Source organism: Flexithrix dorotheae DSM 6795, assembly GCF_000379765.1.
Classification (GTDB): Bacteria; Bacteroidota; Bacteroidia; order Cytophagales; family Flammeovirgaceae; genus Flexithrix; species Flexithrix dorotheae.
In genome coordinates, this window is the sequence record NZ_KB903440.1 from 1 (window position 1) to 14,425 (window position 14,425).

Annotated in this window: 13 protein-coding genes and 1 tRNA gene; 6 read left to right on the forward strand and 8 right to left on the reverse strand. The window is 35.5% G+C overall.

What is annotated here, in order from left to right:
- Positions 1 to 299: 299 nt before the first annotated feature.
- The 8 genes from A3EM_RS0113585 to nhaD form a co-directional block, all read right to left on the reverse strand.
- Positions 300 to 1,430 (reverse strand): 5-(carboxyamino)imidazole ribonucleotide synthase, encoded by a 1,131-nt coding sequence (locus A3EM_RS0113585; RefSeq protein WP_020528765.1) that lies wholly within the window; start codon positions 1,428 to 1,430, stop codon positions 300 to 302.
- Between the two features lie 79 nt (positions 1,431 to 1,509).
- Positions 1,510 to 2,787 carry a phosphoribosylamine--glycine ligase gene (gene purD, locus A3EM_RS0113590; RefSeq protein ID WP_020528766.1) on the reverse strand — a complete coding sequence of 426 codons (1,278 nt, stop codon included), beginning with the start codon at positions 2,785 to 2,787 and terminating at the stop codon, positions 1,510 to 1,512.
- Between the two features lie 128 nt (positions 2,788 to 2,915).
- The gene (gene recQ, locus A3EM_RS0113595; protein ID WP_020528767.1) at positions 2,916 to 5,102 is read right to left on the reverse strand and encodes a DNA helicase RecQ; all 2,187 of its coding nucleotides are present in this window, start codon (positions 5,100 to 5,102) and stop codon (positions 2,916 to 2,918) included.
- A 654-nt stretch (positions 5,103 to 5,756) separates the two neighbouring features.
- Positions 5,757 to 6,332: a GyrI-like domain-containing protein gene (locus A3EM_RS0113605; protein WP_169513359.1), complete on the reverse strand. Its 576-nt coding sequence runs from the start codon at positions 6,330 to 6,332 to the stop codon at positions 5,757 to 5,759.
- 100 nt (positions 6,333 to 6,432) lie between these two features.
- Positions 6,433 to 7,377 carry a helix-turn-helix transcriptional regulator gene (locus A3EM_RS0113610; protein ID WP_020528770.1) on the reverse strand — a complete coding sequence of 315 codons (945 nt, stop codon included), beginning with the start codon at positions 7,375 to 7,377 and terminating at the stop codon, positions 6,433 to 6,435.
- A gap of 10 nt (positions 7,378 to 7,387) precedes the next feature.
- On the reverse strand, positions 7,388 to 7,633 hold the full coding sequence (gene yidD / locus A3EM_RS0113615; RefSeq protein ID WP_020528771.1) for a membrane protein insertion efficiency factor YidD: 246 nt from the start codon (positions 7,631 to 7,633) through the stop codon (positions 7,388 to 7,390).
- Positions 7,634 to 7,778: 145 nt separating this feature from the next.
- Positions 7,779 to 8,213, reverse strand: coding sequence for an Rrf2 family transcriptional regulator (locus A3EM_RS0113620; RefSeq protein ID WP_020528772.1), 435 nt, complete (start codon positions 8,211 to 8,213; stop codon positions 7,779 to 7,781).
- Positions 8,214 to 8,308: 95 nt separating this feature from the next.
- A complete protein-coding gene (gene nhaD, locus A3EM_RS0113625) occupies positions 8,309 to 9,619 on the reverse strand; it encodes a sodium:proton antiporter NhaD (RefSeq protein ID WP_020528773.1) in 1,311 nt (436 codons plus the stop codon).
- Between the two features lie 418 nt (positions 9,620 to 10,037).
- On the opposite strand from nhaD, the gene A3EM_RS0113640 reads away from it, so the two are divergent.
- The 6 genes from A3EM_RS0113640 to A3EM_RS0113665 all read left to right on the forward strand — a co-directional run bounded on the left by A3EM_RS0113640 (position 10,038) and on the right by A3EM_RS0113665 (position 14,327).
- Positions 10,038 to 10,445 (forward strand): acyl-CoA thioesterase, encoded by a 408-nt coding sequence (locus A3EM_RS0113640; RefSeq protein WP_020528776.1) that lies wholly within the window; start codon positions 10,038 to 10,040, stop codon positions 10,443 to 10,445.
- Complete coding sequence (locus tag A3EM_RS42355) at positions 10,442 to 11,362, forward strand: YihY/virulence factor BrkB family protein (protein WP_020528777.1); 921 nt, start codon at positions 10,442 to 10,444, stop codon at positions 11,360 to 11,362. Before A3EM_RS0113640 ends, A3EM_RS42355 begins: the two co-directional genes overlap by 4 nt.
- Positions 11,363 to 11,439: 77 nt before the next feature.
- A tRNA-Ser gene (locus A3EM_RS0113650) sits at positions 11,440 to 11,524 on the forward strand.
- A 738-nt stretch (positions 11,525 to 12,262) separates the two neighbouring features.
- Positions 12,263 to 13,066, forward strand: a complete 804-nt coding sequence (locus A3EM_RS0113655) for a helix-turn-helix domain-containing protein (protein WP_020528778.1) — start codon at positions 12,263 to 12,265, stop codon at positions 13,064 to 13,066.
- Between the two features lie 83 nt (positions 13,067 to 13,149).
- Complete coding sequence (locus A3EM_RS0113660) at positions 13,150 to 13,743, forward strand: short chain dehydrogenase (RefSeq protein WP_020528779.1); 594 nt, start codon at positions 13,150 to 13,152, stop codon at positions 13,741 to 13,743.
- A gap of 38 nt (positions 13,744 to 13,781) precedes the next feature.
- Entirely contained in the window at positions 13,782 to 14,327 is a 546-nt protein-coding gene (locus A3EM_RS0113665; protein WP_020528780.1) for a cupin domain-containing protein, read from the forward strand.
- Positions 14,328 to 14,425 lie beyond the last annotated feature (98 nt).

The following is a 14,425-nucleotide window of genomic DNA, read 5'->3' on the forward strand; positions in this document are numbered from 1 at the left end:
TGTAGGACTTTTGAATAATAATCAACTTTGGTGGTAGTGGAAAGATGAGTAAGCAGTGCTTCGGGAATAAAGTCTAATAATTGGTCAGCCGATATTGTGTGGTCTTTAAAAACTGTCATAGTATTTTATTTATCCCTATTTAAAATACTAATAAAACAACCGTTTCTACAATTTAGTTAGACCAATCATCAATTAGTATACAGATTTTTATCTCTCCCTTTTTAAGAAAAATGACTCCTTGAAAATAAAAAAAGTCGGAAGAAAAATCTTCCGACCTTGACTGGGCGTAAGCCCTTTTTTTATTCACTAATTACTTTACAAAAGGATTTAATTTTTTCAATCTTTTCAATTAACTCTTCCTTATTGTCTCCAACTACTGTAACATGTCCCATTTTTCTAAAGGGTTTTGTGGTTTCCTTGCCATATAGATGAACATAGCATCCTTCCAATTCAGCTGCTTTCTCAAAGCCCACATATTTCACTTTACCCGTATAGCCCTCTTCACCCAAAATATTCACCATAGCAGCCCGTTGTCTGGCCTTAGGACTTCCGAGCGGAAAATTAACAATGGCTCTTAAATGCTGTTCATATTGAGAAGTAAAATTTCCCTCAATACTGTGATGGCCACTATTGTGAGGTCTTGGTGCAACTTCATTCACCAATAATTTTCCTTCTTTATCGATAAACATTTCAACAGCAAGAATCCCCACCATATTCAGTTTCTCAATAATTTTCAGGGCTATTTCCTGGGCTTCTTTTTCAATTTCTGCAGAAATATTTGCGGGTGAAATTAAATAATCTACCAGGTTTTGTCCTTCGTGATATACTAATTCTACAGCGGGATAAACTACGGTTTTCCCACTTTCATTTCTTCCGACAATTATGGAAATCTCCTTCTCAATATCTACGAGTTTTTCCAACAAACCAGGGGCATCGAATGCAGAATCAAGATCATTTTCATCCACTAGTTTTTGCACGCCTCTTCCATCATAACCGTCTTTTGCCAACTTATTAAAAGCTGGAAAGAAATCAGAATTTTTTGCAATTTCAGCTTTATTCTCCACCAGAATAAAATCTGAAGTTGGGATTTTATTTTTCTGGTAAAAAATCTTTTGTGATCTTTTATCCTGAATTAACTCAATAACTTCAGGTTGAGGGAAAACCTTTTTACCTTGTTTTTCCAGCTCTTTTAAGGCTTTTGCATTTACCTGCTCTATTTCTATGGTAATTATATCCAGGTCTTTTCCGAAATTCACCACAGTATCAAAATCTTTTATGGAGCCTGCATGGAAATTCTCTGCTATTGATTTACATGGAGCATTTGGGTCTGGATCTAAAATATTCACATTAATCCCGTAATCAATGGCGGATTGAATAAACATCCTTCCCAATTGCCCACCACCCAGAATTCCTATCTTCTTATTAATCATAGTACTTGTACTAATTTATATTGAGCGTTTTCAACTCTTTATTACTTAGTTGTAGTGATCTTTAATCATTATCAACTACTTAACCTTTTAAATCAAAGCCGATATCTTTTCGGAAATACTTTCCATCATAATTGATTTTTTCAGCCCCTCGATAAGATTTTTCCAATGCTTTCTCCATTGTTTCACCAAGGGCAGAAATCGCTATTACACGACCTCCGTTTGTAAGCACATCTCCATTTTCCCCATCTTTAGTTCCTGCATGAAAGGCTATTACTTCTTCCAACTCCTCAAAACCAGTCATCACTTTTCCTTTTTCGTAGCTACCCGGATAGCCTCCTGATACTAACATGACCGTGGTTGCAGTTCTTGGATCAATTTCCAAATTGGCTTCTGACAACTTCTTCTGACCTGCCAGGTCCAGGATTTCCAATAAATCAGCATCCAGCCTTGGGAATACGACTTCTGTTTCCGGATCTCCCATTCTCACATTATATTCGATCACGTAAGGCTCTCCTTCCATATTCATCAAACCAATGAATATGAATCCGGTGTAATCAATGCCTTCCGATTTTAGACCGTTCAATGTGGGTTTAACTACCTTTTCTTCTACTTTTTTTAAGAATGCTTCATCTGCAAAAGGAACCGGTGAAACTGCACCCATTCCTCCGGTATTAAGACCAGAATCTCCTTCTCCGATTCTTTTATAATCTTTGGCTGAGGGCAATATGATATAGTCTTCTCCATCGGTAAGTACAAAAACGGAAAGTTCAATTCCACTTAAATGTTGCTCTATAAGCACATTGCTACTGGCATCTCCAAACTTTCCTTCCAGCATTTCCTTCAAATTGGATTTGGCTTCACCCAGATCGGAAGTAATGATTACCCCTTTTCCTGCTGCCAGGCCATCCGCTTTTAAAACATAAGGTGCTTTTTCGCTTTCCAGATATTTTAAACCATCTTCTAAAGTAGATAAATTAAATGTTTGTGATTTTGCGGCAGGAACACCATACTTCACCATAAAATTTTTAGAGAAGTCTTTACTTCCTTCTAGCAAAGCGCCCTGTTTATCCGGACCAATTACTTTTATTGATTTTAAGGATTCATCATTCTTAAAAAAGTCGGTAATACCAGCTACAAGCGGCACTTCCGGGCCAACTACAATTAGCTCAATATCTTCCTTCTTGGAAAATTCAGCTATTCCTTCAAAATCTGTTACATCCAGATTTACATTGGTGGCAATTTCTGCAGTTCCTGCATTTCCCGGTGCTACAAATAAATTCCCAAGCTTCGGGCTTTGATTAATTTTCCACGCAAAAGCATGCTCTCTTCCTCCTGATCCAACAATTAAAACATTCATTCTTTTATCTTAAAAAGGTTTGAAAAAAGTTTCCGCAAATATCAAAAAAAAAGCAGTGCTATAAAATTTTATAACACTGCTTTCTGATTTATTTCAAAAGTAGATGGGCGATAGACTTTAATCTTTTCCTAGAAAGCCACCTCCGACATAAATTTCACTCTCATTAAACGAATTTCCTCTTCTGAATAATCATCTCCTAATTCTTCAATGGCATCTTCAAGGCTGTCTGTTTCTGCTTCCATAAAATAACTCCAAATATCTTCCTCCCTCTCATCATCCATAATCTGTTCGATATAGTAATCCAGATTTAGCTTGGTGCCCGAAAAACAAATGTTTTCTATTTCATCAATTACATTAAAATAATCAATTCCCAAAGACTCTGAAATTTCATCCAAATCCACCATTCGGTCAATTTGCTGAATAATGAAAATCTTGGTTTTCGATTTATTTACAGCCGATTTCACCACTACATCGGATGCAGTAACGATATCATTTTCTTCTACATAGTTTTTGATGAGCTCAATAAATGGCTTGCCGAACTTTTTGATTTTACCCATCCCTACTCCATTTATTTTGGAAAGGTCATCTTCGGTACAAGGATATATTGTGGCCATTTCTTCCAGAGAAGGGTCCTGGAAAATTACATATGGAGGTAAGTCTTTCTGTTTGGCTAATTTCTTTCTCAGGCCTTTTAGCAATTCAAAAAGTGTTTCATCTGCAGCCTGAGCATGGCCCACATTATTGGAAGAGTCCTCCTCTTCATCCATTTTTATATTGGAGTAATCATGATCTTTGGTCAGGGTGATAGTCTTTGGATTTTCCAAAAAATTATGCCCTTCCTCAGTAAGTTTTAATACCGTGATTTCATCGATATCTTTAACCAGTAATTTGTGGATCATGGCCTGCCTGACAACAGATACCCAGAAATCATTATCCTTACCTTCATGTTTACCATAAACATCAAGCTTATTGTGGGTATAACTGGTTACATACTGGCTATCATTGGCACAAATTACGTCCACAATATGTTCCATATTAAACCTTTCGCCAGTTTGCAATACAGTTTGTAAAACCGTTAATAAATAATTCTTCCCATTAAATTCTTCTCTGTCTTTTTTTGTGTTATCACAAAATCCATAATCTTTATCCAGGTATTCCCCAAAATAATGTAATAACTGCCTGTGCCGGCACACAGAAGAATTGGCATAATAACTTACCTCTTTGAGCAAGTGTTTGGCATTATCCCGCTCGGTTACGGGTTTATCTTTATTAAATTTCTCTAATTTATTGATATCTTTCTCACTGAAAAACATTAGACAATGGCTGTCCAGGCCATCTCTGCCTGCTCTTCCGGTTTCCTGATAGTAACCCTCAATAGACTTTGGCGCATCATAGTGGATCACAAACCGAACATCGGGCTTATCAATTCCCATCCCAAAGGCAATGGTAGCCACAATCACATCTGCATCTTCACTTAAAAATGCATCCTGGTGTTTCTCTCTTAATGAGGAATCCATTCCGGCATGATAAGGCAGGGCTTTTACACCATTCACTTTTAAAAGTTCGGCAATTTCTTCTACTTTTTTTCTACTCAGGCAATATACTATTCCTGCCTTTCCTTTATACTGATGGACAAATTTTATTAATTGTTTCTTACTGTTTTGTTTTGGCCTTACTTCGTAAAAAAGGTTTTTTCTGTGGAAGGAGGATATAAAAATATCAGCCTCTTCCATTTTTAAATTTTTCTGAATATCAGACCTTACTTTAGGGGTGGCTGTGGCAGTAAGGGCAATGATAGGAAGGTTTCCAATATCCTCAATAATGGTTTTTATCCTGCGGTACTCTGGTCGGAAATCATGGCCCCATTCAGAGATACAGTGGGCTTCATCTACTGCTACAAATGAAAGGTTTGCTTTTTTTAATAATGCTATATTCTCTTCCTTTGTCAACGATTCGGGAGCTACATAAAGCAACTTCATTTCCCCATTCAGCAATTGTTTTTTTACCTTATTAATCTCGGTTTTGGAAAGGGTAGAATTTAAGAAATGGGCATTTATCCCAAAAGCATTTAGCTGATCTACCTGGTTTTTCATCAAAGCGATCAGTGGGGAAATAACCACGGCTGTACCTTCCTGGATAATGGCTGGAAGTTGGTAACACATAGATTTTCCTGCACCTGTTGGCATAATCACGAAGGTATTTCTACCACTCATGATATTATTGATTATTTTCTCCTGGTTACCACGGAACTGGTTATAGCCAAATACTTCTTTTAGCGTATTTCTTAAGATGTCCCCTTTTTCTGTTATCACCATGTCTTCAACAATTAAAATGATAAGAACATTTTCTCAATCAATATTAAATTTAGGTAAGTAGTCAGTTAGCACCCATTGCGAACTTCATTCAAGTTAACTATTTTTCCTTAAATGCCTGAACAGAAATATCCGGCTCAGGCTATAATAGCTGTAAAAAGATACTTAAACTTCTTACCTCGTTTAGTCTGGATTTTAATTTAACAATAAAATCTAATAAATTCTCAATTTCTTTATATTTTAACACTTACCAAAAATATCTAATTACCACATGAAAATATCAGTTATTCACTTTTTTTTACATTTAACTGAATTTTCAAAACATACCATTACACTTAGTTTATCTAAACTGAGTAATTGAGCCAGGGAATTAAATATAGTCTGGTTTTAAATTGGGTATAGTAAAAAATGCATTTCTGCATTTAATTCAGGTGGAAAAGACTGGATAGTTTACAACAATTATTCTAATTCAATCAACCAATCAATTTTGCCTGACTGATATCAGGAATTCGATAATCAAACATGTTTAAAACAAAAATACTAACAAATGGGGATTTCAAAAAATTTGTTTTTTGGAATGGCTGTTAAAATTTTTTGGACAAAAAAAAGACTTCCCTTAAGGAAGCCTATCATCTATTTCAAACAAATATCTTGATTCTAATTCTTTGCTTTAACCGGGTACCTGATAATTGTCATTAATTCCTTCACAGGTGTTTCTCTGGGGTCATTAAGATAAATTTCATGATGATACCCATTCATTGCTAATTGGTTTTCCGCCATAAATTCCAAAATTTTTTCAATTGTTGGCTCTTCTTCTTCATAGGAACCGAGATGTAGCATTTGTACACAAGTTCCTTCATTTATTTCTTCTATTGTAACCTTACCATTCATTGGTGAATGAATAGCTTCGAAATCCGACAAGGAGATAAATTCGGGTATGGGAATTAGAATTTTCCAGTACCATTCATCTCGGGGAACAGTTTTAAATTCTTTGCCTTTTTCCACCCACCAATAAGCTTCCATTTGGGCAATTTCGAAATCATTTCCACTTTGAATTCCATGGTTTTTAAGCGCATGAATAAATCCATAAATTTCGGCAATTGACTGGTTGAATACTTTTGCTTCTGGAGAAGACCGGCCTGCTACAGACAAATATTTTAGAGGATTTAATTCTACTTTTTTAGGGCTTAATTCCGCTTGATAATAGTTGGCATCCAGTTTTTGAAAATTCATTGTTTCCATAAGTTTTTAAATTAGTTTTTTGTGATATAGCAAACTTAGGAGGGCTTACTGACAGCCCTATGTCAGTAGGAAAAATGAATGTGGAAATAAATTAGGAATAGTGCTTCAGGAGCTCATTAACGAGTTTTTTTACCTCCTTTTTCAAAAATTCTGGCCTTAAAATTTCAATACTTTTACCATACATAATTATCCAGCGGGCAAAAGCATTCAGGTTATTGATCATAAAATGTAATTGCACATCATTTTTATTCTCTTTTTCATTTACCAGGCCCATGTAGTAAACCTGATCTTCCATTATCCTTCTCGTTGCCGAATTCACCTTAAGGACAATTTCCCTAAAATCAAGCGCTTCCTGAAGACTATCAAAATATTCTGATAGATTAGGATGGTTATCTTTTGCTACTTTTTTATCAAGAATTTCAAGTTGCTTTATCCTGTTAGTTCTAAAATCTCTATATCCATTTCTTAACTGGCAAAAAGCAATTAAATGCCATCCACTACCATAATGACACAAACCAATTGGCTCAATAATCCTACTGGTTAGTTCATTTTTTTTATTCGAAAGATATTCAATTGATATTTCCCTGTGTTTGGAAAGTGCTTCTTGAATATTCAATAAAAATCCCGATTCCTGAGGTGGTGGGCCATAAAAACCCATTACTTTTATTTTTTCATTAAGATTTTCAAGATGTTCCTTCCCTGAAGATTTTAACACTGCCTGAATTTTATACAGGGCTGATTCAAATTCCGTTTTGATGGCTTTATCTGCAAATTGTTCAAGAAGTTTACTTCCCAATAAAATTGCACCAGCTTCTTTGTCGGTAAACATTACAGGTGGTAAATGATAGCCAGGAACCAGAGAGTATCCCACACCAGCTTCAGAGGCAATAGGTACTCCACCACTTTCTAATGCCCGAATATCTCTGTAAACTGTGCGAAGACTAATTTCAAATCTTTCTGCTATTTCTCTGGCTGTTACAATTCGTTTGCTTTGTAGCTGAATCAGTATAGCGGAAAGTCTGTCAATTCTATTCAAGGTAAAAAAATTAGCGTTTTTTATTGGGATTTTTGGGGACGGGATCGTATCCATGAGTACCCCAGGGGTGACATTTGGAAATTCGTTTTATACCCAGCCAAATACCTTTCAATGCCCCCCATTCCTTTATCGCCTCTACCGTGTAGTGGGAACAGGTGGGAACATGCCGGCACGAAGATGGAAACATGGGTGAAATCAACCACTGGTAAATCCTGATAGGCAAAATGGCAATCTGAATTAATATCTTTCTGAGCATTAAACAAATCTATCGAATACAAAATAGATATGACTAAAAAGAGGGACAAACTTTAAACTTAAACTATTTAAAAAATGAAGTTTAATTGTAATAAGTTTAGTTACAATTAACTATTTAAATTTATTTTTCTTTAAAATTTTTTGATTTATCTCAGTTTTAATTTTTCCGATTGGATAATTTCAAGGGATATAGTTTTTAAAGATGTTTTCCTTAATTCACCCATTAAAGCTAATTCTGCCTTATTGAAATGGTGACCGAGCACAGGTAAAATATTGCGGGCAATTCCACAGTTTTTATTCATTTTGCTATAAGGCTTTTGAAATACAGATTTAGTCTCGATTGCAGAATAAATATCAAGTAGAGTAATCTCAAAAGCCTTTTTTGCTAATTTATTTCCCCCGTCTGCACCTGTTTCAGATACTACAAGTCCACTTTTTTTTAGATGGCCAATTAACTTTCTCACCAGCACCGGATTGGTATTAATACTCCAGGCAAGATCTGCAGATGTCACCTTTCTTCCTTCCTTTAAGGCAAGGATTGTCATTATATGTGTGGCTACTATGAATTTACTACTTTTCATATTTAATTGTAACTAATATAGTTACAATTAGTGTAAAAAACAAAGCCCAAATAGAATATTGGGCTTGTTAAAATTCAACTAATCAAATGATCAAATTACAAACTTATCTGCAGTAAATACACCAAAGCTCCAGCTATATATCCAATAAGCGCAAGCCAGGAAATATTTTTAACATACCACAAGAAGTTTATTCTTTCCATACCCATTGCAGCCACCCCTGAGGCAGAACCAATTATTAAGGCACTACCACCAGTTCCTGCACAATAGGCAATAAACTCCCACAATTGATGATCCATTGGGAACTCTGCCAAATCGTACATCCCCATTGATGCCGCAACCAATGGAACGTTGTCTACGATGGCAGAAAGTAGTCCCAGCAATAAACTGATCACCTGTAAATCTCCAATAGTTTGATCAAGATAAATTGCCAGTTCCTTTAAGATCCCTGTGGCCTGTAAACTGGAAATTGCTACTAATATTCCAAAGAAGAACAGCACACTGGGTACATCCACTCTTTTTAAAACCCCAATTACTGAAACAGGATTTTTGATTTCATCATTTTTATCCTTGTGGATAATTTCAGTCAGTAACCACAATATTCCCAACCCAAGTAAAATTCCCATAAATGGCGGAAGGTGTGTAATTGTTTTAAAGAAAGGAACAAATACAAGAGCAGCAATTCCACTTAGGAATACTAACCGCTTTTCGAATTTGGAAATATATATAATCTGTGAGGGTTTAAATTTTATAGGGCTGGAATGAAATCCAACCTGATCGCCACCCGGACTTTCGAAATCCCCCTTAATTAAAAAAGTACTAATAATTAGAGGAACAAGCATACAAACCAAACTTGGCAAAATAAGGGTACTTACAATATTTTTACTACTGATCTGTCCGCCAATCCAAAGCATGGTAGTGGTAACGTCACCAATAGGTGACCAGGCTCCTCCAGCATTTGCTGAAATAATCACCATTCCTATAAAAAAGAGTCGGTTTTTTCTTTTCTTAACTAATTTCCTCAAAATGGAAACCATTACAATTGTAGTGGTAAGGTTATCTAGTAAGGCGGATAGGAAAAAAGTTAGGATAGCACAAATCCAGAGTAATTTTGCTTTATCATGGGTGTTTATCCGTTTAGTTATCACATCAAATCCTTCATGGGCATCTATTAATTCTACAATAGTCATCGCACCAATGAGGAAAAATAATACACTAGCCACCTCCGCAATATATTCGTGTAATTCTCCATGAACATCAGTGGCAGGCTTATCTGTCAACATGATGTAGAAAGTCCAGCATAAAATCCCGGTAACCAAAGCCGGAGCAGCCTTATTCACATGAATATTGTGTTCAAATACTATAGCAAGGTAACCTAAACAAAAAATGGTGATTAAAATAATTTCCATAAACTAACAGGACAAAATATTTTTTTAAGATTATTCCCCAAATACCTGATAATGAGGGCGAAATCTCTCATTAATTTTAATATTATGGGTATTATTTCCAGAATGGAAAATACTTGGTTATTACGGGTTATTAATTATATTATTTCCCAAATCCAGCCTGAATATCAGGGAATTAAGTGACTAGTTTTCCTAACTTATTACATGGTATTTGTCCTTTTAGAATTCTATATAACCGGGTAAATTCTGCCTGAAGAAAATAAATGCGCACCTTATTTTGAGTCGGGAGTGAGGCGTTAGCTAAATGAGCTTTGTTTCAGGTGGGTAAACTTTAATGCCAAATAAAAAAGCGGGGATTTCCATCTTCAAAACATTATTTGCTAATTTGACAAAAAAATTACCACATAGAAAAATTAATTGAATGTATTCCAGCAACTATAAAATAAGGGTGAGGTATTCTGATACGGACCAAATGGGCTATGTATATTATGGAAATTACGCTTCTTTTTACGAAATAGGAAGGGTAGAAGCCCTTAGAGATTTAGGCTTTAGCTATAAGGCTATGGAGGATGACGGGATAATCATGCCGGTCCTGGATTGCTATTCCAAATTTTTATTACCTGCAAAATATGATGAACTAATCACCATCAAAACAAGTATAAAAGAATTACCAAGGGTGAAAATTCATTTTTCATATGAGATTACCAATGAAAATAACCAATTATTGAACACTGGAGAGACTACCTTAGTTTTTTTAAGAAAAGAAAGTCACCGACCCTGCAGGGCTCCTGAGAAAGTAATTGAATTATTGAAACCGTTTTTTGAATGAGTATTGTTCAGAAATATCTTTTTAATTCCAGAATCTATCGTAAAATCCTTATATCATTTAAAGGGGTTTATTTTCATAATTTGGATATAAATCTTTATGAAATATTACAGATTTTTTATAACAAACTCCAGGAAAATAATACCAAGCAAAGGGCATATGCAGTGGCTTTTAATTTTACAATGGCCATATTCCCCTCTATTATATTCCTTTTTACCCTAATCCCATATATACCGGATATTGATGTAGAGAAGGTGCTGGATTTTCTGGATGAAATTTTACCCAATAGTTTTTATGTTTATGCTGATGGTACTATTCATGATATTATAAGTAAGCCAAGAGGAGGACTTTTATCTTTTGGTTTTTTTACTGCGCTCTATCTTGCTACCAATGGGATGACTGGCCTGATGGACGCATTTAACAGCATTTACCATAATCCAAAAAAACGAACTTTTTTAAGGGAAAAATGGATAGCTACTGCACTTACTTTCTTTTTGGCTACGATCCTGATTTTGGCCATTTTCCTTTTAGTATTAGGCAATATTATCCTAAAACTCCTGATTGATTACGGAATTCTAAATCAGGACTTTATTATCTATCTCATCAATGTGCTAAGGCTTGTCATTGTCTTTTTTATGTTTTTCTTTGGGACTTCGGTGATCTATTATTATGCTCCCTCTGTGCCAGCCAGGTGGAATTTTTTCTCCATAGGCTCATTTATCGCCACAGTTTTATGCGTATTGGTATCTTTAATCTTTTCCTACTATATGGATAATTTTGGCACCTATAATAAATTATATGGCTCAATTGGTGCAATGATAGGAATGATGTTCTGGCTATTTGCCATTTCCCTGGTCTTACTGGTGGGGTTTGAGATAAATGCTACTTTAGATATTGCAAAGGATAAAAAACAAGAATAAAAAAAGTTTATATTTTTTTTGAGAATAAAAAATAAGACTGCATATTTGCAGTCCGAAAATATCGATCACAAATATACAGAGAGTTGGCAGAGTGGTCGAATGCGGTGGTCTTGAAAACCATTGTACCGAAAGGTACCGGGGGTTCGAATCCCTCACTCTCTGCGAGTACTACTCCAAAAGCCCTCAGACGTTTCTGAGGGCTTTTTTTATGCCTTTTTGCACGAAAAAACGCTTATTTTACCCTTTTGATGTTTGACTAACTTTTTGATGAGTGGTCTAGTAGTTAAATGTTTGATATTCAGTATAATTACAGAGTAAAAAACTAAAGGCAAATTAACTTCTTAATTCATTTAAATTACAGATGGGTGTAGTTCAGGAACTCTATAGAGTAGAAAATGAAACTATTGATTATTATGTTTAATATTTAAAATATAGAAAGGTATAAAGTAGATTAATTTCCCCTCCTATGTATAAGTTATAGCTTTTTCCTAATCTTATTATTGATTTCAGTCATACTATTGCCAATACTTTTCCTCGTGAGTTGGGCATAAATTTTTGTTGTTTTGTATCGGTATACCCAAGAATTTTAGCGCTTTTCTCCAGACTCATTCCATTACTGATTAGAAATATTCCGCAGGTATGCCTTGACAGATGAAAGTTTAAATCCTGTTCAATTCCGTAAATAGTAGCGATTCCTTTGCCTGAACCACATAAATACCATTTTTAAAAAACTTCATTTATTTTTAGGGTGGTGACATCTCCGAATCTTAAGCCTTTATAACTTGAAAAAAGGAACAGATCTTTGTTACACGGATAAAGGTTAATTGGGGAAATCATCTTAAAATAGTTATATAAATCGAAGAAAAATTGTACCTTTCTGTATGTTAGTCAGAATATAAAATGAACATTGATCACATTAAAATTTCACGCATCCTAAACAAAATTACATCACACCAAGATGCTGACAGTTATGTGGTTTGTTGGGTTCAAAATGGAGTAAAGGGAATAGAAATAAACAAAACATTATATAAGAATGTATCCAACGCTGTCTTTTTCTTAAACACAAGTTATGAATGGAAGATCATAAAAAACGATTCTACGACTTCATCAGGGATTGTGCTCTTTATTCCAAAAGATATATTAAACCATCCTACCTTCAATAAACTTCACATTACTGAAGTACGCCTTTTTAGCAACAATGAAATTCCCAAAATAAACCTCTCCCCGGGTATTGAAACACGGATTCAGTCTATTTTCGAAATGCTTGACGAACTGATCAGTACCAACCTTAAACACAGGGAAGAAGCTATTGTCTCATTGCTGAATACATTTTTTATTTACTGTGATGGAAAGTGCAATATCAAATCGGTTATATCAGACAATAATTCAAAATCTGCCTTGGTATATAAGTTTAAGAAAACGATGGACAAGCGAATCTCTGAATATCACAGGGTAAGCGAATATGCAAGTATTTTAAATGTTTCAGATAAATACTTAAATGAATGCGTTAATAGCGTACTTGGTGTAAGTGCCAAAAGTCTCATCACCGAACAACTCGTAATGCGTTCCAGATATGCATTGAAATTTACAGATAAGTCTTTCAAGGAAATTGCATTTGAATTGGGATTTTCATCGCCCGACTACTTTAGTTCATTTTGCAAAGCACAAATGGGCATATCACCTACTCAACTTCGCAATTCCTAATTTCTCATTTTCTAAGGTTTTACCGTAAAAATCGCATTCCCTTCAAGTAATGCCCGGCTTATCTTTGTTTGAAAAGATAATTTATGAAAATATCAATTGTCATAGGAGGGACTGGCACTATCGGAAGTGCAATTGTTAAGTTGTTAAAAGCAAACGGACATCAGGTTCGATCTATTACCCGATCGGGGGAACACCAGATGGATATGGAAAACCCTGAATCCATCAGGCAATTCTTTTCTGAAATTGGAACATTGGACACCATCATTTGTACCGCAGGAAATGCTAGTTTCGGTCCATTGTCAAAGCTAACTGACGAGCAAATAAACCTCGGACTTACCAGTAAGCTATTGGGGCAAGTAAACCTCTGTCGTTTTGGATTAAAAGCTTTAAAACCAAATGGAACGATTAACCTCACTGGAGGAATACTGGCTCACCACCCTTGGCCTGAAACCAGTAATATCGCAATGGCAAATGCGGGTTTGGAGGGTTTTGCCAAGGCACTTGCATTGGAATTGCCTGAAGGACAAAGGATAATGGTCATACATCCACCTTTGGTAAAAGAAACCGCCAAAGTTATGGGAATGGACGAAAGCCAGTCTCCCTCAGCAATTGAAGTTGCCCATACCTATCTAAAAGGCCTAAAAGGAAATAAAAATGGGGACATTTTATTTGTGTAAATCAAAAAGTTTAAACCACTAACGTAAAATATAGTAATATGGACAGAAAAAAATTTTTGAAGAATACTGGTATTGGTCTTGGCATAACAATGATTCCATTTATTGCTCAGAGCAAAAAATTGACATCTGATAGCATCCAAGGATCTGGCTTAGACCCCAAAATTATTAAGAACGAAGATGGCAAAGTACTAAATGTATTAGGTGATATACAAAGCCATAAACTAGTGGGTAGCGACACCAACAACCAAATTGTTGAATGGGTAGATGACGTAGAGCCCGGGGTGGGCATTCCACCACATATTCATACAAAAGAAGATGAAATATTCAGGGTCATCAAAGGTCAAGTAGAGATTATGGTTGATGGAAAAACAACTGTGCTCAATGAGGGTGATACTGCCTTTGCCCCCAAAAACGTTTCACACGCGTGGAAGGTAATAGGCACCGAAAAAGCCAAAATGATTACAAGTGCTTTCCCTTCCGGAATAGAAAAAATGTTTGGTGAACTGGCTAATCTACCTGCCGGACCCCCTGACTTTGAAAAGGTTGCTAAAATATGCGGAAATCAGGGTATTACGTTTATCTGAGTATACGATCCCCACCTTATATAAAAGCAATAGCGGTTCAGGTTCCCACTTGAACCGCTATTGCTTTTATATATCAACCCGAAAAATCATTGTATAAA

What these genes read in the sequence shown, in the direction of transcription:
- A3EM_RS0113665 (WP_020528780.1), top strand. Translation starts at nt 13,782, where the DNA reads ATGGACAGAAAAAAATTTTTGAAGAATACTGGTATTGGTCTTGGCATA.
- A3EM_RS0113605 (WP_169513359.1), bottom strand. Translation starts at nt 6,332, where the DNA reads ATGAATTTTCAAAAACTGGATGCCAACTATTATCAAGCGGAATTAAGC.
- yidD (WP_020528771.1), bottom strand. Translation starts at nt 7,633, where the DNA reads ATGCTCAGAAAGATATTAATTCAGATTGCCATTTTGCCTATCAGGATT.
- recQ (WP_020528767.1), bottom strand. Translation starts at nt 5,102, where the DNA reads ATGGTGATAACAGAAAAAGGGGACATCTTAAGAAATACGCTAAAAGAA.
- A3EM_RS0113620 (WP_020528772.1), bottom strand. Translation starts at nt 8,213, where the DNA reads ATGAAAAGTAGTAAATTCATAGTAGCCACACATATAATGACAATCCTT.
- purD (WP_020528766.1), bottom strand. Translation starts at nt 2,787, where the DNA reads ATGAATGTTTTAATTGTTGGATCAGGAGGAAGAGAGCATGCTTTTGCG.
- nhaD (WP_020528773.1), bottom strand. Translation starts at nt 9,619, where the DNA reads ATGGAAATTATTTTAATCACCATTTTTTGTTTAGGTTACCTTGCTATA.
- A3EM_RS0113585 (WP_020528765.1), bottom strand. Translation starts at nt 1,430, where the DNA reads ATGATTAATAAGAAGATAGGAATTCTGGGTGGTGGGCAATTGGGAAGG.
- A3EM_RS42355 (WP_020528777.1), top strand. Translation starts at nt 10,442, where the DNA reads ATGAGTATTGTTCAGAAATATCTTTTTAATTCCAGAATCTATCGTAAA.
- A3EM_RS0113655 (WP_020528778.1), top strand. Translation starts at nt 12,263, where the DNA reads ATGAACATTGATCACATTAAAATTTCACGCATCCTAAACAAAATTACA.
- A3EM_RS0113640 (WP_020528776.1), top strand. Translation starts at nt 10,038, where the DNA reads ATGTATTCCAGCAACTATAAAATAAGGGTGAGGTATTCTGATACGGAC.
- A3EM_RS0113660 (WP_020528779.1), top strand. Translation starts at nt 13,150, where the DNA reads ATGAAAATATCAATTGTCATAGGAGGGACTGGCACTATCGGAAGTGCA.